Source organism: Streptomyces sp. NPDC002232 (assembly GCF_042890295.1).
Taxonomy (GTDB): domain Bacteria; phylum Actinomycetota; class Actinomycetes; order Streptomycetales; family Streptomycetaceae; genus Streptomyces.
This window is the reverse complement of the sequence record NZ_JBIARV010000003.1, coordinates 901,080-920,966: the sequence shown is the minus strand read 5'-3', so window position 1 is coordinate 920,966 and position 19,887 is coordinate 901,080. Positions and strand designations below refer to the sequence as shown.

Here is a 19,887-nt window from a genome sequence, read left to right as displayed (position 1 = left end):
GCCGGGTCCGTGTCCGGACCCGGACGACATCAGATTCCGACCAAGGGCAGAACACTTTGCTGACTCCGAAACTCGGCCTGCGCAGCGCAGCGACCGTCTCGCTGACGGCCTCGGCCGTCCTGGCCGGCGGCCTCTTCGCCGGCCAGGCGTACGCGGCGCCCGCCGTGCCGTCGATCACCGCCCCCGGCGGCTTCGTCATGAACAACGGGACGGGTTCGACGCTGTACGGGAAGGCCGCGGACACCCGCCGGGCGACCGGCTCCACCACGAAGATCATGACCGCGAAGGTGGTGCTGTCCCAGCGCAACCTCAACCTCGACGCCAAGGTCACGATCCAGAAGGCCTACAGCGACTACATCGTCGCCAAGAACGCCTCGTCGGCCCGGCTCATCGTCGGCGACAAGGTGACCGTCCGTCAGCTCCTCTACGGCCTGATGCTGCCGTCGGGTTGCGACGCCGCCTACGCGCTGGCCGACAAGTTCGGCACGGGCACCACGCGTGAGGCCCGGGTCAAGTCGTTCATCGGCAAGATGAACGACGAGGCGCGGAAGCTCGGTCTGCGGAACACCCACTTCGACTCGTTCGACGGAATAGGAGGTGGCCAGAACTACTCGACTCCGCGCGACCTGACGAAGATCGCCAGCAGTGCGATGAAGGACGCCACCTTCCGCAACGTCGTCAAGACGAAGTCGACGAAGCAGAAGGTCACGACGAAGTCCGGTGGCTACCGGTACATGTCGTGGACCAACACGAACAAGCTCCTGAGCACCTACAGCGGCGCGATCGGCGTGAAGACCGGCTCGGGCCCGCAGGCCAAGTACTGCCTCGTCTTCGCGGCCACCCGCGGCAACAAGACGGTCATCGGCACGGTGCTCGCCGCGCCCAACGAGACGAACCGCGCGGCCGACGTCAAGAAGCTGCTGGACTACGGCTTCGCGAGGTAACCCACGGCGACCGGCGCCCGAGCGCGCCGTCTCCACCCCGAGCTGCCTCCCGCCCCGCGGGAGGCAGCTCTCCCGTCTCCGGGCATCGGTGTCGTGGGTGCGGTCGTCTCCGTCAACGCCCCTGGCGCCGGTTCGTGTCGAACCGGCGCAGGACGCGCACCACGCGCCACACGCCGGCGACGCCGGCCAGGACGCCCCCGGCGACGACGAGGCCCTTCCCCACGGGCTCCGCGGTCCCGACGGCGAGCGCGGGCACGAGGAACGCGCCGAACACGAGCGCGGCCAGGAAGCCGGCGGTCACCAGCGCGAACATGATCTCCACCGTCATCGCGTCCTTCTCCCACCGCGACTCGCGCCCGCTGTCCATGCGGAGAGTCTCACACGGCGCTCGGCCATTGGGGCGGCCCTCCTGACCCACGGCGTGTACAAAGCGGGGCAAAGAGTTCGACGTGCCGTTAGATTCCCCTGTCAGCAGGCCGGTCGATGCGTGAGCGGGGGAACGGGTGGAGACCGACGAGCACGGAGGGGCCGAGGTCTCCTCCGACGGGTCCCCTCCCCCGGCCAAGCTGACACTGCTGACCCTCACCACCATGGTCGTCGGCTCCATGGTCGGCGCGGGCGTCTTCTCCCTGCCGCGAAGGTTCGCCCAGGAGACCGGCGTCGCGGGCGCGCTCATCGCCTGGGCCGTCGCCGGCCTCGGCATGCTGATGCTCGCCTTCGTCTTCCAGACCCTCGCGGTCCGCCGCCCCGACCTGGACGCCGGTGTGTACGCGTACGCCAAGGCGGGCTTCGGCGAGTACCTCGGCTTCTTCTCGGCGTTCGGCTACTGGGCCAGTGCCTGCGTCGGGAACGTCACCTACTGGGTCCTGATCATGTCGACGATCGGCGCCGTCGCCCCGGCGCTCGGCGACGGCGACACCGCTCTCGCCATCGTCCTGTCCTCCGTCGGTCTCTGGTGCTTCTTCCTCCTCGTCCGCCGGGGGGTGAAGGAGGCCGCCGCTATCAACCGCATCGTCACGGTCGCCAAGCTCGTGCCGATCCTCTTCTTCGTCGTCCTGGCGCTCTTCTACCTGGACCCCTCGGTCTTCGCCGACAACTTCGCCGGGGCCGACTACGCGGGCTCGCTCTTCGACCAGGTCCGGGGCACGATGCTCGCGACGGTGTTCGTCTTCCTCGGCGTCGAGGGCGCGAGCGTGTACTCGCGGCACGCCAAGCGGCGGGAGGACGTCGGACGGGCCACGGTCCTCGGCTTCCTGAGCGTCTTCGCGATCTTCGCCTCGGTGACCATCGTGTCGTACGGCATCCTGCCGATGGCCGAGATCGCCGAGCTCCGGCAGCCCTCGATGGCGGGCGTCCTGGAGGCCGCCGTCGGCACCTGGGGGCAGGCCTTCGTCAGCGTCGGGCTCATCGTCTCCGTCCTCGGCGCCTACCTCGCCTGGACGCTGATGGCCGCCGAGGTGCTGTTCGTGGCGGCCAAGGACAGGGACATGCCGCGCTTCCTCGGGCGCTCCAGCGGCGACGACGTACCGGTCCCGGCGCTGCTGATGACGACCTGCCTCAGTCAGGTCGTGCTGGTCGTCACGGCCTTCTCCGACGACGCCTTCAACTTCGCCCTCGACCTGACGAGCGCCCTGAGCCTGATCCCCTTCCTCCTGGCCGCCGCCTTCGCCGTGAAGATCGCGCTGCGGCCGCGCGCCGAGGGCGTGGCCGGACGCTCCACCCGGGGCGAGCTGACCGTCGCGCTCGTCGCCACCGTCTACACGGCCTTCCTCCTCTTCGCGGCCGGGCTGAAGTTCGTCCTGGTCTCCTTCATCCTCTACGCCCCCGCCACCTTCCTGTTCGTCAAGGCGAGGCGGGAGCAGAACCGGCGTCCGTTCTCCCCGGCCGAAGGCGTCATCTGCGCGGTCTCCGTCATCGGGGCCGTGATCGGTGTGACCGCCCTCGCCGCCGGCTGGATCGAGCTCTGAACCCGTCGGGACACACGTCCGGCCCCCCTCGGAAAGGTTGACCATGACAAGCACCGAGACCCGCTCCGCCACATCCCCGCTCGGCGTGCACTCCGAGGTGGGGCGGCTCCGCAAGGTCCTGGTCTGCGCTCCGGGCCTGGCGCACCGGCGGCTGACCCCGACCAACTCCGACGATCTGCTCTTCGACGACGTCATGTGGGTGGAGAACGCGCAACGCGATCACGCCGACTTCGTCAACAAGCTCACCCAGCGCGGTGTCGACGTCGTCGAGCTGCACCAGCTGCTCGCCGAGACCATGGCGATCCCCGAGGCGAAGGCCTGGCTCCTCGACCGGAAGATCGTGCCGAACGAGGTGGGTCTGGGGCTGGTCGACGACACGCGCGCGTTCCTGGACTCCCTCGCCCCGCGGGAGCTGGCCGAGTTCCTCATCGGCGGGCTGTCGACGGCCGATCTGCCCGACGAGTACCGCTCCGGATACGTGGCCCTCGCCCGGGAGGGCGTCGGGGCGCGCGAATACCTCATGCCGCCGCTGCCGAACACGCTCTACACCCGCGACACCACCTGCTGGCTGTACGGCGGTGTCACCCTCAATCCGCTGTACTGGCCCGCCCGGCACGGCGAGACGCTCCTGATGAAGGCCGTCTACACCTTCCACCCCGACTTCAGGGACGCGACCGTCTGGTGGGGCGACCCCGAACAGGACTGGGGCCAGGCCACCTTCGAGGGCGGCGACATCATGCCGGTCGGCAACGGGGTCGTCCTGATGGGCATGAGCGAGCGCACCTCGCGCCAGGCCATCACCCAGGTCGCCGCCTCCCTCTTCGCGAACGGCGCCGCCGAGCACGTCATCGTGGCGGGGATGCCGAAGCTGCGCGCGGCGATGCACCTCGACACCGTGTTCACCTTCGCCGACCGGGACATCGTCACGCTCTATCCGACGATCATGGACGCCGTCCACCCGTTCTCGCTGCGGCCGGGTGGCGGGAAGACGGGCGTGGAGATCACCGACGAGGGCGGCACCGCGTTCGTCGACGTCGTCGCCAGGGGCCTGGGGCTGCCGGAGCTCCGGGTGATCGAGACGGGCGGGGACGTCTACGCCTCGGAGCGCCAGCAGTGGGACAGCGGCAACAACGCCGTGGCGCTCGAACCCGGTGTCGTCTTCACGTACGACCGCAACACCCAGACCAACACCCTGCTGCGGAAGGCGGGCGTGGAGGTCGTGACCATCGTCGGCGCCGAGCTGGGCCGCGGACGCGGCGGCGGCCACTGCATGACCTGCCCGCTGGTCCGCGACGCCGTCGACTTCTGACCCGCCGGCCGGGATCAGCCGGCGGTGCCGGCGAGCTGCTCGGCGAGCTCCCGCTCGCTCTCCTCGGGCAGCGAGGTCTTCAGGACGGTCCCGCCGAAGGGCTCCATGGCGGCGGCGAACCGGTCCTCGGTGATCCTGGAGGCCATGATCACGACGGCGGCCGAGCCGGGCACCAGCAGGTCGCCGACCTTTTTCCGGAAGCCGCTGTCCACTCCCATCTGCGCCAGCTTGCCGATCAGGCCGCCGAGGGCCGCGCCCACGACGCCGATGCCCGGGGTGAGGATCAGCATCCCGAAGACCAGCCCCCAGAGCGCGCCGGCCGTGGCGGAGACGGCGATCTCCTCCTTTCGCGCGGGGGTGTCCACATGGGTCTCGCCGTCCTCGTCGACCCGGACGACGGCGAGGCCGTTCAGGTCGACGAGGTGGTCGTCGCGGAGCCGCTGGACCTCTTTGAAGGCCTTGGTCGCGGCCGCGTGGTCGTCGTAGCCGATGACGATGAGCTCGGACATGCGGTGTTCCCCTCTCCGCGTGGCGTCAGTAGCGCAGTACGGCGGCGATCCGGTGCGCCCCGGTCAGGGCGTCGTCGCGGACGAACCGCACCTCGGCTCCCGTCTCCAGGGCCTGTTCGACGATGTCGTCCACGATGTCGTCGCGGGAGTCGAGGTCGGACGTTTCCGCGGGTTCGAGGTGGTCGCCGTAGTCGCGGACGACGGCGCGGTAGTGCTCCTCGACGGCGAGCAGCCGGATCCGGCCCTCCTTCGCCGCCTCGTGCACCTCGTCGAGACCGCCGGCGTACTCGCGCCGTCCCCGGGCCGTGTCGAGTTCGGCCAGCACGGTGGTCGTCACGGCGTCCGCGTGGGCGGCGAGCAGGGGCGCAACCGCCTTCCGGACGGCCTCCTCGGGGCCGCGCCCGAGACCGCCCTGGTGGAGGGTGGCCGCGCCCCGGGGCAGCGGGCCCGTCTCTTCGAGGAGGGACACGGCGGGCGCCTCGCCGATCACGTACAGCGGGCGGGGCTCGGAGGCGAGCACGGTCCGCAGGGCCTGGTGCGCGTCCCGGAAGAAGGTGCGCGTCTCCTCGTCCCTGAAGGTGCTCGGCAGGTCCCCGACACGCTCCTTGCGCTCGGCGTCCGGGTCGGCGAGGCTCCGGGTCAGCGGGAAGCCGTCCCCGGTGTGTTCGACGGCCCGCTCGGGCGAGCCGCTCCACAGGGAGACCCGGTCCGCGGCCACGGTCAGGGCCCAGTAGGGCCGCTCGGCGGAGCGTGCGGCGACGAGGTTGCGGGTGAGGAAGGTGTCGGCGACGACCACCCGTTCCGGTACGGACCTGGCGACCGTCCACACGTGGTGCTCGCCGGGTGCCACGTAGATGACGAGGCCGTCCTCCGCGTGGACGAGGTCGATCTCGGCGACCGCCCGCTCCAGCTGGCTCAGCACGTCCGCCCGCCGCTCCCGCGTCACGGCCGGGTCGTCCTGGAGGTCCTTCTCGGCCCGGGCCAGCAGGTTTCGCAGGCGCACGGGGTCCTGGGCGTTGTCCGGCTCGCGGCGGTGCGTCGGCATGAGGAGCGACACGGCGGGATACGGGCGGGGCTGACGCAGCTTGGCGAGCGCGTCGGTGCTGAGCGCGGGGTACATGCGTACACCTTTCGCAGGGGTTCGGGCGCTACGCGGTGAACGTCCGCCGCTCGCCCCCGCCGCCGCGGGCGGCCCTCGGGACCGGGCCGCCGCACTCCGAGTACGGGTTCACGATTGGCCATCCTTGTCGGAAATGACCTGTTTCGCGAGTCGGCAGCCGCTCAGGGTGCCGTCGGGGCGCGGTCGCGGTCGTCGTCGTGCGCCTCGGGCGTCCGGGGCGCCGCCACGGTGGTGAGGTGTTCGGCGTACTCGTCCAGGGCCGCCCGGGCCTGGACGTCGTCCCGGTCGATCAGCCAGTTCAGGGTGAGCCCGTCCATGACGCTCAGGCCGTAGCGCGCCAGGGCAGGGAGCGGGACGGTCCAGCCGAAGCCCGCCAGGCGGGCGATGGCTTCGAGGTGGTCGCGGTAGACCTCGAGGTAGTGCTGGTACTGGCGGCGGGCCACATCGGCCAGACCGGGCTGGCGCAGCGCGTACTGGGTGAGCTCGTAGGTGACCATGTGCTCGGCCGGCCGCTCCCGGACCTGGTCCCAGTAGGCGTGCAGCGTGCCGAAGATGATCTCGCGGGTCGAGAGGTCCCCCTCGTCCGCGCGGGTCGCGGTGGCCGGTGCGACGCTCCGCAGCGTGATCCGTTCGATCACGCTGTGCAGCAGCTCCTCCTTGGAGCGGAAGCAGTAGTGGAAGGCTCCCAGCGGGAGTCCCGCCTCGCTGACCACGGCGCGGGTCGTGGTCCTGGCCACCCCGTCCCGGATCATGACGCGGAGGGCGGCCTCGACCAGCTGCTCGCGGCGCTCGTCGGCTGAGCGGCGGGTCATGGCGTCTCCCTGGCGGGGGCGGGGCGGTGAACCGGATCAAGGTATCCCAGCGTCGCCGACGGCCGCTGACCAGGGAGGGGTCCCGGTCGGGCGGTCACAGGAACGCCCGGCCCTCGCCCCGGTAGGTCGGGACGACGTCGACGATCCGGCCGCCGTCCACGAGGTGGAGCTCGTTGACCCGCTCGCACAGTTCGCCCGCCTTCGCGTGGCGGAACCACACCCGGTCGCCCGCCCGCAGTCCGGCCACGCCGTCGCCGGTGAGGGGGGTCTGCACCTCACCGGCGCCCTCCTGGCCGAGGTAGCGCAGACCGGTCGGCCACACGGGCACGGGGAGCCGGTCGGCGCCCGGGGCGCCGGAGGCGATCCAGCCGCCGCCGAGGACGGTGGCGTGGCGCGGTCCGGGGCGGCGCACCACCGGGAGGACGAAGTGGGCGGCGGGGTACGGGCGGAAGTCGCGGTAGTGGTCGAAGAGCGCCGGGGCGTAGAGGCCCGATCCGGCGCCGAGTTCGGTGACGGCCGGTTCGGCGGAGGTGCTCTCCAGGCTGCCCGTGCCGCCGCCGTTGACGAACTCCAGGGGCGCCACGGAGCGGACGGCGCGGACGGCGGCGGCGCGCCGTTCGCGCAGTTCGCGGGTGGAGAGCCGCCGCATGAGCCGGACGGCGGCGCGCCCGGCCCGCGGGCCGGGCCCGTCGTCCCCGACGCCGGCGATCTGGCCCTCGTACGACATGACGCCGACGAGCCGCAGCCCCGGGCGGTCGGTCACGGCCAGGGCCAGGTCCCGGGCCTGGCCGGGCGAGTGCAGGGGCGAGCGGCGCATGCCGAGGTGGAGGCGTCCGCCGGCGAGGCGGAGGGAGGCGTCGAGGTCCAGGCAGACCCGGACGGGAGCGGCGGCCGGGCCGACGGCGGCGGTCACGAGGTCGAGGTGCTCGACCGAGTCGACCATGACGGTGACGCGGGCGGCGAGCCGTTCGTCCGCTCCCAGCCGGGCGAGCGCGTCCGTGTCGGCGGAGGGATAGCCGACGAGGACGTCCTCGTGCTCCTCGGCGAGCCAGAGGGCCTCGGGGAGGGTGAAGGCGAGGATGCCGGTGAACCCGGGGAGCCGGAGCGTGTCGCCGATGAGCGTCCGGCAGCGCAGGGACTTGCTGGCGAGCCGGATCGGCTTGCCCCCGGCGCGCCGGGTCATCTGCGCGGCGTTGGCCCGCAGCGCGCCGAGGTCGACCACGGCGAACGGCGGCTGGAGGCCGGCCGTCGCCTCCTGGAGGGCGTGGATCCCGGCGGGGCCGGGGAACCCCGCCGGTGCGGCCGCGCCCCCGGGCCGGTGCGGTGCGGGTGTCGGCGTACCGGTGGCGTACGGCTGCTGTGTCATGACCCTGTGGCCTCTCTCCGGACCTGTGCGGCCACGTCACCGTCTCTTGGTCATCTGTCCAAGTCAAGCGTCCCCGACCCTTGACTTGGACAGGCGACCAAGTCCACTCTGCCGGGAACCGCCGCCCGGACCACCGGGGTGCCGCGGCCCCCGTCGATCCACCCGAGAGGACTCCGGCCATGAGCAGCGCGTGGCGCAACTGGGCGGGAAACGAGCAGGCGCGTCCCGTACGCGTTCTGCATCCCGCGGACACCGCCGAGGTGGCCGACGCCGTGCGGACCGCGGCCGCGGACGGGCTCCGGGTGAAGGCGATCGGCTCCGGTCACTCCTTCAGTCCGGTCGCCGTCGCCCCGGACGTCCAGCTGCGCCTGGACCGGCTGGCGGGCCTGCGGTCGGTGGACCGGGAGACGGGACGCGTCACGGTCGACGCCGGCATGCCGCTGTGGCGGCTGAACCCGCTGCTCGCCGAGCACGGTCTGGCCATGGAGATCCTCGGCGACATCGACCGCCAGACCGTCTCCGGCGCCGTCTCGACCGGCACCCACGGTTCGGGGACCCGCTTCGGAGGCATCGCCACGCAGATCCGGGGGCTCGAACTGGTCCTGGCCGACGGGTCGGTGGCCAGCTGCTCCGCGGACGAGCGCCCGGAGCTCTTCGCCGCGGCCCGCGTCGGCCTCGGCGCCCTCGGCGTCATCACGGCGGTGACCCTCCAGTGCGTGCCGCTGTTCGCCCTGCACGCCCACGACGCCGCCATGCCCGTCCGGGAGACCTTCGACCGGATCGACGAACTCGCCGACTCCAACGACCACTTCGAGTTCTTCTGGTTCCCGCACAGCACGACGACCCTCACCCGCCGATTCCGCCGGATGCCGGCCGACACCCCGCTGAAGCCCATCGGCGCGTTCGCGCGCCGTCTCGACGAGACGGTCAGCGGCCTCGGCTTCGAGGGGCTCAACCGGATCGGCACCCGCCTCCCCGGGCTCGTACCGCCGATCACGCGCTTCGCGGCGCGGGCGATGTCCACCCGTGAGTGGTCGGACCTGTCGTACCGGATCTTCGCCTCGCCGCGCGACGTGCGGTTCCACGAGGGCGAGTTCGCCATCCCCCGGGAGCACGCCGTGGACGCGCTCCGCGAGATCGGGCGCTGGATCGACGCGCACGACGCGAAGGTGTCGTTCCCGCTGGAGGTCCGGTTCGCCGCGCCCGACGACATCTGGCTCTCCACCGCGCACGACCGCGCGAGCTGCTACATCGCCTTCCACCAGTACCACCGCATGCCCTACGACGCGTACTTCCGGGCGTGCGAGGCCATCCTCGGCTCGTACGGCGGCCGTCCGCACTGGGGGAAGATGCACGGCCTCGACGCCGGGCTGCTGCGTCCGCGCTACGCGCGCTTCGACGACTTCACCGCCCTGCGCGACCTCCTCGACCCCTCCGGCGTCTTCGCCAACGCCTACCTCGACCGGGTCCTCGGCGTGGCGCCCGAGGCGAAGCCCGTCGCCCCCTGAGGCAAACCTGCACAACGTGTACGTGTGGAGGGGCGGCGCCTTCACCGTTCGCCGACACCAGCGGTACGGAAGGCGCCCGGAGAGCCCTTGTACACCCCCTTTTGTCCCGTGCGCGGAGCGGGGCGGCGGAATCTGTTACCCGGTTCCGAGGAGAACGTGTCGGCATTCGGTGAAATTGAAGTCACCACCGCCCGCCGACGTGCAGAAATGGCCTCGGAAAAGAGCGGATCGCATTTCTCCGGTCCGTCGTTCACATGGTTGGATCAAGCCCGCTGCGGCCGCGGTAGACGGATTCCCCCCATGTAACGAAAGGTGCGCATCATGCGTCACGACCTTGAGACCGCTGAAATCTCCGACGCCGACCTCGACGCCGTCTCCGGCGGTCTCGTCACCGTCTCCGGCGGCCTCGCCGGCGCTCTGACCGGTGACGTCACCAACGTCCTCGGCACCGTCGGCTCCCTCCAGACGGTCCAGGGCGTCGAGGGCCTCGTCGGCGGCGTGCCCGGTCTCGCCACCGGCATCACCGGCGTCTCGGTGAACACCGGCATCGCCGGCCTCTGAGCCGGAACACCGGCCGTGAACCCCGGAACCGTCCCGGTTCCGGGGTTCACACCCCTGATCCCCACCGCGAATTCGCCGACCGCGGATCGCGCGAGAGAACGCAGCCGAAGGAATAGTCCGTGCAGTTCCGCCGCAATGCGCTTTCCAAGCTGCAATCACCGGAAGAACTCGACGTGCCCGTGCGTTTCGCGCGCCCCCAGGGCCGTCTCGTGCTCGCCGTCACCGTCGTGGTCATGGCCGCCGCGGGCTTCTGGGCCCTCACCGGCACGGTGACGTCACGGGTGAACGCCCCCGGCCTCCTCACGCACGGCGAGGGCACCTATCTGCTCCAGAGCCCCGTCGCCGGTCAGGTGACCGCGGTCCTCGCCGACGAGGGCCGGCCCGTCGCGGCCGGCGCGCCCCTGCTGACCGTCCGTACGGACCGGGGCGACCGGCCTGTCCGCGCCGTCGCCGGCGGTCGCGTCGTCACCCTCCACGCGAGGCTGGGTTCGGTCCTCACCACCGGCGCCGACGTCGCGACCGTCGAGCGCGTGAGCGACCCGAAGGCGCCGCTGGTCGCCGTCCTGTACCTGCCAGGCGACACCGCCGCGACCCTCCGCGTGGGAGACCCCGTCGACCTCGGCGTGCAGTCCGCGCCGCGCGACCGGTTCGGTGTGCTCCGCGGGCGCGTCACGGCCGTCGGCGGCGCGCCCCGGACGCGGGCGCAGCTGGAGGCGTTCCTCGGAGATCCCGGACTCGCCGCGCGGTTCACCCGCGAGGGCGATCCGGTGGCGGTGCTGGTGACCCCGGACCGCTCCCCCGGCGCCGCGTCCGGCTACGCCTGGTCGTCCGGGGACGGTCCGCCGCAGGCCCCGCTGTCGGGCACGCCCGTGACCGGCGCCGTCCAACTGGCCCCGCAGCGGCCCGTCGACTGGCTCCTGCCGTGAGCGCCCGCCGGGGCCGCACGGCCGGCCCCCGGACGTCCGGAACCCGGGCGTCCGGGGGCCGGTCGTCGCAGGAGCGCACGCCCGAAGGCCGCGTGTCGCAGGGGCGCACGCCCGAGAGCCGCCGGTCGGCGCGCGGGCGCACCCCCGAGGACCGCACGCCCGAGAGCCCCACGCCCAAGGACCGCACGCTCGACGCCGGCGCGGCACAGGCGCGTACCCCCGCAGGCCGGTCGTCCCGCGGCCCCGCGTCCCCGGGCCGGACGCCCGTCCGCCGGTCCGCCGCCGCCCGGCGCCGGCGCCGCGGGCCCGGTGCCGGGCGGCGGCGGCCGCGTACCGTGCGCACCCCCACCGTGCTCCAGATGGAGGCCGTCGAGTGCGGTGCCGCCGCCCTCGCGATGGTGCTCGGGCACCACGGCCGCTTCGTCCCGCTGGAGGAGCTCCGCATCGCCTGCGGGGTCTCCCGCGACGGCTCCCGGGCCGGGAACCTGCTCAAGGCCGCGCGCGGCTACGGACTGCGGGCCAAGGGCATGCAGATGGACCTGGCCGCGCTGGCCGAGGTGGCCGCCCCCGCCGTGCTGTTCTGGGAGTTCAACCACTACGTCGTCTACGAGGGTACGGGCCGGCGCCTCGGCCGGCCCGGCGTGTACGTCAACGACCCCGCCGGCGGGCGCCGGTTCGTCCCCCTGGAGCAGTTCGACACCAGCTTCACCGGCATCGTGCTCACCTTCGAGCCGGGCGCCGACTTCCGGCGCGGCGGCAGCCGGCCGGGCGTCCTCGCGTCCCTGCCCGAACGGCTGCGCGGCACCTCGGGGACGATGGCCGCCGCGGTCCTGGCCAGCCTGCTCCTGGTCCTCGTCGGCGCCTGGGTCCCGGCGCTGAGCCGGACGTACATCGACATGTTCCTCATCGGGAACCGGACCTCGCTGCTCGGTGTGGTCTTCGCGGCGATGGCGGGCGCCCTCGTGCTCACGGCCGTCCTCACCGGACTCCAGCAGGCCAATCTGCTGCGCGGGCGCATCATCGCCTCCACCCTGGGCAGTGCCCGCTTCCTGCGGCATCTGCTCCGGCTGCCGCTCGCCTTCTACGCCCAGCGCAACCCTGCCGATCTCGTCCAGCGCCTCCAGTCCCACGACGCCGTCGCGGAGACCCTCGCGCGTGACCTGGCCGCGGCGGCCGTCGACGCCGTCGTCGTGCTGCTCTACGCGGTGCTGCTCTGGACGTACGACCCCCAGCTCACCGTCGTCGGCGTGCTGGTCGCCCTGCTCAACGTCCTCGCCCTGCGGGTGGTCGTCCACGTGCGGGCCACCGGCACCCAGAAGCTGCGCGCCGAGAGCGCCCGGCTCACCAACACCGCGTACAGCGGCCTCCAGCTCATCGAGACCATGAAGGCCACCGGTGGCGAGGACGGGTTCTTCCGCCGCTGGGCGGGACAGCACGCCACCACGCTCGACGTGCAGCAGCGGCTGGGCGTGCCGAGCGCCTGGCTGGCGGTCGTGGCGCCCACCCTCGCGGCCCTGAACAGCGCGCTGATCCTCATGATCGGCGGCCTGCGGGCCGTGGAGGGGCACCTCACCGTCGGGCTCCTCGTCGCCTTCCAGGCCCTCGTGACCGGCTTCACCGCGCCCCTCAGCCGTCTCAACGGCGTCGCGGGGAGGATCCAGGACTTCGCCGCCGACGTCGCCCGGCTCAAGGACGTCGAGGACTTCCCGGTCGATCCGGTCCACGCCCGGCGCGCCCCGCACGCTCCCGCACGCCGGCTCACCGGCCACGTCGAGGTGGAGGGCGTCACCTTCGGCTACAGCCCTCTCGACGCCCCGACCCTGAAGGACTTCTCCCTCGGCGTCGGCCCCGGGCGGCAGGTCGCCCTGGTCGGCGGCTCGGGCAGCGGAAAATCCACGGTCTCGCGGCTGATGTCGGGCCTCTACACACCGTGGGAGGGGGTGATCCGGATCGACGGGATGCGTCTGGAGGACATTCCACGTGGCACCCTCGCGGCCTCCGTCTCCTTCGTCGACCAGGACGTCTTCCTCTTCGAGGGGACCGTCCGCGACAACGTGGCGCTGTGGGACCCCTCCGTGCCGGACGAGGCCGTCGTCGCCGCCCTCCGGGACGCGGCGGTGTACGAGGAGGTCGCCCGCCGCCCCGGCGGCATCCGGGCCCGCGTCGAGCAGGACGGCCGCAACTTCTCCGGAGGCCAGCGCCAGCGCCTGGAGATCGCCCGCGCCCTGGCGCGCCGCCCGAACGTCCTGATCCTCGACGAGGTGACCAGCGCCCTCGACGCGGACACCGAACGGATCGTCATGGACAACCTGCGGCGGCGCGGCTGTGCCTGTGTCGTCATCGCCCACCGTCTGAGCACCGTGCGCGACAGCGACGAGATCGTCGTGCTCGACCGGGGCACCGTCGTGGAACGCGGGCGTCACGAGCAACTCGTCGCGGCACGGGGCCCGTACGCCGCCCTGGTCAAGGAGCACTGAGGTGAACGTCCCGCACCCGTCCGCCGGTCCGGCCGGCGGACGGCCGACCAGCGCCGTCCCGGACCCGGTCGTCGCGGCCCTGGGCTCCCTGGGCACCGCCGTCGACCCCGCCGGGGGCGGCGGTCTCGGGCTCGAGGGCCCGCACGTCCTCTGGCTCGTCGTCGACGGCGCGCTCGACCTGTTCGCCGTCGACACGGCGCGGCTCGGCCCCTGGCACTTCCTGGGCCGCCTCGGGCCGGGCACGCTGCTGCTGGGGCCGGTGGACGGCCCGGCGCACACGCTGGTCGGACGGCCCGCGCGGGACTGCCTGCTGCGCCGGATCGAGCTGCGCGAACTGGCGTACGCGTCCGGCGGGTCGTACGGGAGCGGGAACGGGTACGTGGCCGAGTGGTACGCGGACCGGGGCGCCTACGGCGGGGTTCCCGCCGAACCGTCCCTCAGCCCGCTGGAGCACGCGTTCGCGCTCGGCGTCGGGCGCGGGCTGCGCGTGCTGTACCAGGCCACCCTGGACGACGACTCGTCCGGCGCCGCCGACGACGACGTCCTCTGGATGCGGGTCGCTCCGGGCGCCCTCGCCTACGGGGCCGCGTACGCGAGCCCGCGGGACCCGGGCCACGGGGCCGGCACGCTGCTTGTCGACCCCGAGACCTGGCAGGGCATGGTCGACCAGCAGTACCGGCTGCTGTACGCCCTGGACGGGTGGATCGAGCAGCTGGAACGCGACCACGAGGACCGCGCGGCCGCGGGCGTCGAGGCGGGCCGTGCGGCCCGCACCCGGGCCGACCGCACCCTGCTCGCCGCCATCGGGCCCTCCGGCGGCCGCACGTCGACCGGCCGCTCGGAGGACGACGCGACGTACGCCGTGTGCCGCGCCGTCGCACGCGAGGCGCGCATCGTCCTGTCGGATCCGGCGGTCGCGGGATCCGGTCCCGGGCACCTCGATCCCGTGGAACGCATCGCTCTCGCCTCCCGGATCCGTACCCGGGGCGTCCGGCTCGGCGGCCGCTGGTGGCGCGAGGACAGCGGCCCCCTGGTGGGGCACCGCGCGGCCGACGGGTCCCCTGTCGCACTGCTGTGGCGGCGCGGCCGGTACGTGGCACTCGACCCCGCCACCGGTGTGCGGGAGCGTCTCGACGAGGCCGGGGCGGCGGTCTTCGCACCGCGTGCGGTGATGCTCTACCGGCCGCTGCCCGAGCGTCCGCTCGGTCTGGCGGGCCTCCTCCGGTTCAGCGTGCGGGGCACCCGGTCGGAGCTGCGTGACCTGCTCCTCGGCGGGCTCGTCGCGGTCGCCCTCGGCGCGCTGGTGCCCGTGGCGACGGGCAAGGTGCTGGGCTCGTACGTCCCCGCGGCCGAGACCGGACTCATCGTCCAGGCGGGCCTCGCGATCATCGCGACGAGCGTCGTGTCGGCCGTCTTCATGCTGCTCCAGAACACGGCGATCCTCCGCATGGAGGGGCGGGTCGAGGCCACCCTCCAGCCGGCCGTCTGGGACCGGCTGCTGCGCCTGCCGACGACGTTCTTCAACGGCCGCTCGACCGGTGAGCTGGCCGCCGCCGCCATGGGGATCAGCGGCATCCGGCGGGTCCTGTCCGGCATCGGCCCGGTGGTCCTCCAGGCGGGCACGGTCGGCACCGTGAACCTGGTGCTGCTCCTGGTCTACAGCGTGCCCCTGGCGCTCGTCGCGCTGGCCCTGCTGCTCGCCACCGCCGCGCTGTTCCTCGGCCTCGGGCTGTGGCAGCTGCGGTACCAGCGGCGGCTGATCCGGCTGGGCGACAAGCTCGACAACCAGGCCTTCCAGACGCTGCGCGGTCTGCCGAAGCTGCGGGTCGCGGCGGCCGAGAGCTTCGCGTACGCCGCGTGGGCGGGGCCGTTCGCCCGCACCCGGGAGCTGCACCGGCAGGTGGGGCGGATCAAGAACGTGCTCGCGGTGCTCGGCGCGGTGTGCCTGCCGCTGTGCACGCTCGTGATGTTCGCGCTCCTGGCGGGTCCGGCCCGCGGCACCCTGTCCGCGAGCGAGTTCCTGACGTTCAGCACGGCCGTCACGATGATGCTGTCCTCGGTCACGCAGCTGACCGGCGCGCTGCTGTCGGCCGCCGCGGTCCAGCCCATGTTCGAGCAGATCAGGCCGGTGTTCCGGGCGACGCCGGAGGTCTCCAACTCCAGTGCGCCGCCCGGCGAGCTGACCGGGGCGATCGAGGCCGAGAACCTGTCGTACCGCTATGCCGAGGACGGTCCGCTCGTCCTCGACGGGGTGAGTCTGCGGGTGCGGCCGGGCGAGTTCGTCGCGGTCGTGGGGGCCAGCGGCTGCGGGAAGTCCACGCTCCTGCGGCTGCTCATCGGCTTCGACCGGCCGCTGTCCGGGGCCGTGCGGTACGACGGTCAGGACCTCGCCGCACTCGACCAGGCGGCCGTGCGCCGGCAGTGCGGTGTGGTCCTCCAGAACGCCCAGCCGTTCTCCGGCTCCGTCCTCGACTGCATCCGCGGCGCCGGCACGTACCCCCTGGAGGACGTGTGGGCGGCGGTCGCGATGGCGGGCCTGGCCGAGGACATCAAGGCCATGCCCATGGGCCTGCACACGATGCTGTCCGACGGCGGCGGCACCGTCTCGGGCGGCCAGCGGCAGCGGCTGATGATCGCCCAGGCGCTGATCCGGCGCCCGCGCGTCCTCTTCTTCGACGAGGCGACGAGCGCGCTGGACAACGAGGCGCAGCGGACCGTCATCGACTCGACCCGCGCCCTGAACGCGACACGGATCGTGATCGCCCACCGTCTCTCCACGATCATGGACGCGGACCGGGTGATCGCGCTGGCGGACGGGCGGGTCGTCCAGGAGGGCACCCCCGCCGAACTCCTCGCCGACACGGACGGCCTCTTTCACCGGCTCGTCCGGCGCCAGTTGGGCTGACGGCCCGCCGCGCCGGGACCGCGCGGCTCAACCGAACGGACGCGCGAAGCGTGTACACGTACGAGAGTCACGATCTTCGATCACGGAGGAACACACCTTGACCACGCACCGAACCGCCCCGACCCGCCGTGCCGCCCTCGCCCTGGGTGCCGGTACGGCACTCACCGCGGCGCTCGCACTGAGCGGCGGCACCGCGCAGGCCTTACCCGTGCCGGGCGGCGTCGGCGCGCGACTGAGGCGCCTGGAGCGGGCGCACACCGCACGGCTCGGGGTGTTCGCCCGTGACCTGCGCACGGGGAGGACCGTGGCCCACCGGGCGCACGAACGCTTCCCGATGGCCTCCGTGTTCAAGACGCTCGCGGTCGCGGCCGTGCTGCGGGACCTCGACCGGGACGGGGAGTTCCTCGCCCGGCGGATCCGCTACACCGCGGCGTACGCGGCCGCGTCGGGCAACGCGCCGGTCACGGGCCTGCCCGAGAACATCGCCCACGGCATGACCGTCGGCGAACTCTGCGACGCGACCCTCCGGTTCAGCGACAACGCCGCCGCCAATCTGCTCCTCCGGGAACTGGGCGGCCCGACCGCGGTGACCCGCTTCTGCCGCTCGATCGGGGACCTTGTCACCCGGCTGGACCGCTGGGAGCCCGACCTCAACACGGCGGAGCCCTGGCGCGTCACCGACACCACCACGCCGTACGCCGTCGGCCTCGACACCGCCCGCCTCCTGCTCGGCGACGCCCTGGCACCGCACGACCGCGAGCGGCTCGCGGGCTGGATGCTGCGCAACACCACGAGCACCGAGAGGTTCCGCCGCGGTCTGCCCGCCGACTGGCGCCTCGCCGACAAGACGGGCTCGGGGCGCTACGGAGGCGCCAACGACGTGGGTGTCGCGTGGCGGCCGGACGGCACGCCGATCGTCCTCTCCGTGCTCACCACCCGGCCGGAGGAGGACGCCCCCGCCGCCGACGCCCTGGTGGCCGAGACGGCCGCGCTGCTCGCGCGGGAACTCGGCGCGGAGGCCTGACAGCCCTTCAGCCGGCCGGGGTCGCGGGGGCGGTGACGGGCCGCAGCACTGTCAGGGAGTCCTCGCGGCGGGCCACCATGACGAAGGGGAACCGGTCGACCTCCAGGCAGAGTTCCACGTCGTCCGGGTGACACCCGGCGCGCCGCCCGGCGCCGAGGTCCGCCGCCGCACGCGAGTTCCTCGCGCGGTGGACGTACGGCGCCGGGTCGACGCGCTCGCCCGAGACGTGGGCGCCGATGTACTGGGCGCAGGCCAGGTCCTCGTCGGCCCGGCCGTCCTCTCCGGTGACGACGAACGTCACCGGCCCTGCGGCCCCGTCCCGCAGGTACCGTGCCGTCGGTTCGGCCACCACGAAGCTCGCGCACAGGACCAGCGGCGCGTCGGCGACGGCCAGCGCGCCGACGGTTCCCGCCGTGGTCTTCTGCACCAGGGTGCGCCCGGCGAAGTCGCGGCTCCTGATCAGGCCGGGCGAGTTCACCGCGTCGAATCCGGCCGCCGGGGCCCCGTCCTTCAGGGCCAGCCAGCCCGGACGGCGCTCCTTGAGGGCGAGCGCCTCCTCCACCGTCGGGGCCAGGACGATGCGCTCGGCACCGCGGGAGAAGGCCCAGGCGGCGACGGTGAAGGCGCGCATGACGTCGACGACGACGGCGACACGGGGGACGGCGGTCAACTCGGGTATCCCGACGAAACGATGATCCATCCCGCCATGATGCCGCCGGGGCCGGAGGTACGGGCGGGATTTCCGGCCAGGGTTCCTGGGCGGGGTCTCTGGGCAGGGAGGCGCGGGCGTCGGACACGGGCGTCCGCCCCGGGCCGCGTCGGCTCGGTGGGGTGCGGGCGACGGGCGTGGCTGTCCCCCGCCCGGCCCACGCCCGCCCCGCCCGCGCCCGGCCGCGTCAGCGCAGTCGGCGGGCGCGCAGGACCACGTCCTCGGTGTGGTGGGCGCCCGCCCCGCCCTCGGGCGACACCCGGGCCCGCTGCTCGTCGACCTCCACCGCCCAGTCGTCGTCGAGCAGCGCCGCGATCATCGACGGCCAGACGTAGTCCGCCGGGTCGAAGCCGCTGTCGTCCGCCGGACGCTCCTCCATGCCCGCGTGGTGGACCAGCAGCAGGGTGCCGCCGACGGCGACGGCCGAGAGCAGCGCGCGCTCGGCGCTGCCCTCGGGGGTGCGGAGCAGAGCGGGGTACTGCGCGGAGACGAGGTCGAAGGTGCCCGGCGGGAGGTCCGCCTCCGCCAGCCCGGCGTGCACCCAGCGCACGTCCGCGCCGGCGTCCCGCGCGTGCCCCGCCGCCCGCTCCAGGGCCACGCCCGACACCTCCAGCGCGGTCACGTCCCAGCCGCCGCGCGCGAGCCAGACGGCGTCCGCGCCCTCGCCGCAGCCGACGTCGAGCACCCGGCCGGGCGTGAGGCCCTCGGTCTCGGCCACGAGCGCGCCGTTGGGCCGGCCGCTCCACAGCTGCTGCCGGTCGGCGTAGAGGTCGTCCCACTTCGCGCGCACCGCGGGGTCTCCGACGTAGGCGTCGACGAGGGACTGGGGCTCGGTGGCGGGCGTTCCCGCCGCGATGTTCTCGGTCACGGGCCCACCGTCGCGCACCGTGTCCGGCGGGCGCCACCGCTGTTGCCGGTCCGGCAAATCGAGTGTCAGCCGCGCGGGCCGTCCGGCGGGGCGTCGTCGCCGGGGCCCGCGACGAGCAGCCGGTAGCCGTAGTCGACGGTGTCCCGGGTCAGCAGGTCGGCGTGGCGGCGGTGCCAGGCGCCCGACGCCAGGTCCGCGCGCAGGCGCGCGATCGCCGGTTCGACGACGGACGCGGGTAGCTGGGCGAAGGTGGAGCTGGCCCGCCGGACGACGGGGTCGAGGAAGAACTCCGGCCGCCGCCAGTACGCGATCTGGAACCCGTCGGTGAAGTCGTACGGGATGGGGAACGGCAGCACGGTGTGCGCGCCCATGGCCTCCACCATGGCCGACAGGGGCATGAACCGGGCGTGTTCGAGGTCCCGGATCTCCGGGAGGTACTCCTCGATCAGCCACAGCTCGGGCCGATGCCCCGGGTCCCAGGTGAACAGGGCCTGCCGACGGGACACGCGCCGCAGCTCCCGGAGGCCGCGCAGCGGATCGGGCCAGTGGTGCACGGTCATCACCGCCATCGCCGCGTCGAACGCGCCGTCCTCAAAGGGCAGTTCCTCCGCCCCCGCCAGGATCTTCCGCCGGCCGGGGTGCTGGTCGAGCATGACCCGGGACGGATCGACCGCGGTGACGTCGGCGCCGGCCGGCTCGTACGACCCGGTTCCGGCACCGACGTCGACCACCGACCGCGCTCCGCCCAGGGCTTGACGGATCAGGGCGGCCAGACGGGGATCGGGGCGGCGGACGTCCCGGTAGCCCCGCCCGATGCGGTCGTACGTCGGCGTGGGCAGGGGTTCTTCAGCGGTGGAAGCGGTCATGTAGGGGATCCCACCA

The 19,887-nt window shown here is 73.3% G+C and carries 17 protein-coding genes; 9 read left to right on the top strand and 8 right to left on the bottom strand.

What is annotated here, in order from left to right:
- The first annotated feature begins 77 nt into the window (after positions 1-77).
- Positions 78-944, top strand: a complete 867-nt coding sequence (locus ACFYXU_RS16545; RefSeq protein WP_329857886.1) for a D-alanyl-D-alanine carboxypeptidase — start codon at positions 78-80, stop codon at positions 942-944.
- Between the two features lie 112 nt (positions 945-1,056).
- On the opposite strand, the gene ACFYXU_RS16540 is transcribed toward ACFYXU_RS16545, so the two are convergent.
- A complete protein-coding gene (locus ACFYXU_RS16540; protein WP_389458130.1) occupies positions 1,057-1,311 on the bottom strand; it encodes a DUF6332 family protein in 255 nt (84 codons plus the stop codon).
- Positions 1,312-1,447: 136 nt separating this feature from the next.
- On the opposite strand from ACFYXU_RS16540, the gene ACFYXU_RS16535 reads away from it, so the two are divergent.
- Entirely contained in the window at positions 1,448-2,911 is a 1,464-nt protein-coding gene (locus ACFYXU_RS16535) for a basic amino acid/polyamine antiporter (RefSeq protein WP_376507890.1), read from the top strand.
- 43 nt (positions 2,912-2,954) lie between these two features.
- The gene (locus ACFYXU_RS16530; RefSeq protein ID WP_376507892.1) at positions 2,955-4,220 is read left to right on the top strand and encodes an arginine deiminase; all 1,266 of its coding nucleotides are present in this window, start codon (positions 2,955-2,957) and stop codon (positions 4,218-4,220) included.
- 14 nt (positions 4,221-4,234) lie between these two features.
- Here the strand turns inward: ACFYXU_RS16530 and ACFYXU_RS16525 are convergent, their stop codons facing one another.
- From ACFYXU_RS16525 to ACFYXU_RS16510, 4 genes are all read right to left on the bottom strand, one after another.
- The gene (locus tag ACFYXU_RS16525; protein ID WP_329857755.1) at positions 4,235-4,729 is read right to left on the bottom strand and encodes a DUF1269 domain-containing protein; all 495 of its coding nucleotides are present in this window, start codon (positions 4,727-4,729) and stop codon (positions 4,235-4,237) included.
- Positions 4,730-4,754: 25 nt separating this feature from the next.
- On the bottom strand, positions 4,755-5,849 hold the full coding sequence (locus tag ACFYXU_RS16520; protein WP_389406782.1) for a chemotaxis protein: 1,095 nt from the start codon (positions 5,847-5,849) through the stop codon (positions 4,755-4,757).
- Positions 5,850-6,010: 161 nt separating this feature from the next.
- Positions 6,011-6,661, bottom strand: a complete 651-nt coding sequence (locus tag ACFYXU_RS16515; RefSeq protein ID WP_389458128.1) for a TetR/AcrR family transcriptional regulator — start codon at positions 6,659-6,661, stop codon at positions 6,011-6,013.
- Between the two features lie 94 nt (positions 6,662-6,755).
- Positions 6,756-8,027 (bottom strand): amino acid deaminase/aldolase, encoded by a 1,272-nt coding sequence (locus ACFYXU_RS16510; RefSeq protein WP_376507896.1) that lies wholly within the window; start codon positions 8,025-8,027, stop codon positions 6,756-6,758.
- Between the two features lie 179 nt (positions 8,028-8,206).
- Between ACFYXU_RS16510 and ACFYXU_RS16505 the strand changes: the two genes are divergently transcribed.
- The 6 genes from ACFYXU_RS16505 to bla all read left to right on the top strand — a co-directional run bounded on the left by ACFYXU_RS16505 (position 8,207) and on the right by bla (position 17,428).
- On the top strand, positions 8,207-9,535 hold the full coding sequence (locus ACFYXU_RS16505; protein ID WP_389458125.1) for a D-arabinono-1,4-lactone oxidase: 1,329 nt from the start codon (positions 8,207-8,209) through the stop codon (positions 9,533-9,535).
- A 321-nt stretch (positions 9,536-9,856) separates the two neighbouring features.
- Positions 9,857-10,096: a hypothetical protein gene (locus ACFYXU_RS16500; protein ID WP_376507899.1), complete on the top strand. Its 240-nt coding sequence runs from the start codon at positions 9,857-9,859 to the stop codon at positions 10,094-10,096.
- 119 nt (positions 10,097-10,215) lie between these two features.
- Positions 10,216-11,022, top strand: a complete 807-nt coding sequence (locus tag ACFYXU_RS16495; protein WP_361398990.1) for an HlyD family efflux transporter periplasmic adaptor subunit — start codon at positions 10,216-10,218, stop codon at positions 11,020-11,022.
- Between the two features lie 335 nt (positions 11,023-11,357).
- Positions 11,358-13,499, top strand: coding sequence for an NHLP family bacteriocin export ABC transporter peptidase/permease/ATPase subunit (locus ACFYXU_RS16490; protein ID WP_389458123.1), 2,142 nt, complete (start codon positions 11,358-11,360; stop codon positions 13,497-13,499).
- 1 nt (position 13,500) lies between these two features.
- A complete protein-coding gene (locus tag ACFYXU_RS16485) occupies positions 13,501-16,404 on the top strand; it encodes an NHLP bacteriocin export ABC transporter permease/ATPase subunit (RefSeq protein ID WP_389458121.1) in 2,904 nt (967 codons plus the stop codon).
- Positions 16,405-16,501: 97 nt separating this feature from the next.
- The gene (gene bla / locus ACFYXU_RS16480) at positions 16,502-17,428 is read left to right on the top strand and encodes a class A beta-lactamase (RefSeq protein ID WP_389458119.1); all 927 of its coding nucleotides are present in this window, start codon (positions 16,502-16,504) and stop codon (positions 17,426-17,428) included.
- Between the two features lie 7 nt (positions 17,429-17,435).
- On the opposite strand, the gene ACFYXU_RS16475 is transcribed toward bla, so the two are convergent.
- The 3 genes from ACFYXU_RS16475 to ACFYXU_RS16465 form a co-directional block, all read right to left on the bottom strand.
- The gene (locus tag ACFYXU_RS16475) at positions 17,436-18,128 is read right to left on the bottom strand and encodes a 2-phosphosulfolactate phosphatase (protein WP_389458117.1); all 693 of its coding nucleotides are present in this window, start codon (positions 18,126-18,128) and stop codon (positions 17,436-17,438) included.
- A 196-nt stretch (positions 18,129-18,324) separates the two neighbouring features.
- Positions 18,325-19,005, bottom strand: coding sequence for a class I SAM-dependent methyltransferase (locus ACFYXU_RS16470; RefSeq protein ID WP_389458116.1), 681 nt, complete (start codon positions 19,003-19,005; stop codon positions 18,325-18,327).
- A gap of 65 nt (positions 19,006-19,070) precedes the next feature.
- A complete protein-coding gene (locus ACFYXU_RS16465; protein ID WP_389458114.1) occupies positions 19,071-19,871 on the bottom strand; it encodes a class I SAM-dependent methyltransferase in 801 nt (266 codons plus the stop codon).
- Positions 19,872-19,887 lie beyond the last annotated feature (16 nt).

Coding starts and splice junctions, on each gene's coding strand:
- ACFYXU_RS16500 (WP_376507899.1), top strand. CDS start 9,857: ATGCGTCACGACCTTGAGACCGCTGAAATCTCCGACGCCGACCTCGAC.
- ACFYXU_RS16520 (WP_389406782.1), bottom strand. CDS start 5,849: ATGTACCCCGCGCTCAGCACCGACGCGCTCGCCAAGCTGCGTCAGCCC.
- ACFYXU_RS16540 (WP_389458130.1), bottom strand. CDS start 1,311: ATGGACAGCGGGCGCGAGTCGCGGTGGGAGAAGGACGCGATGACGGTG.
- ACFYXU_RS16525 (WP_329857755.1), bottom strand. CDS start 4,729: ATGTCCGAGCTCATCGTCATCGGCTACGACGACCACGCGGCCGCGACC.
- ACFYXU_RS16465 (WP_389458114.1), bottom strand. CDS start 19,871: ATGACCGCTTCCACCGCTGAAGAACCCCTGCCCACGCCGACGTACGAC.
- ACFYXU_RS16505 (WP_389458125.1), top strand. CDS start 8,207: ATGAGCAGCGCGTGGCGCAACTGGGCGGGAAACGAGCAGGCGCGTCCC.
- ACFYXU_RS16530 (WP_376507892.1), top strand. CDS start 2,955: ATGACAAGCACCGAGACCCGCTCCGCCACATCCCCGCTCGGCGTGCAC.
- ACFYXU_RS16515 (WP_389458128.1), bottom strand. CDS start 6,661: ATGACCCGCCGCTCAGCCGACGAGCGCCGCGAGCAGCTGGTCGAGGCC.
- ACFYXU_RS16510 (WP_376507896.1), bottom strand. CDS start 8,027: ATGACACAGCAGCCGTACGCCACCGGTACGCCGACACCCGCACCGCAC.
- ACFYXU_RS16475 (WP_389458117.1), bottom strand. CDS start 18,128: ATGGATCATCGTTTCGTCGGGATACCCGAGTTGACCGCCGTCCCCCGT.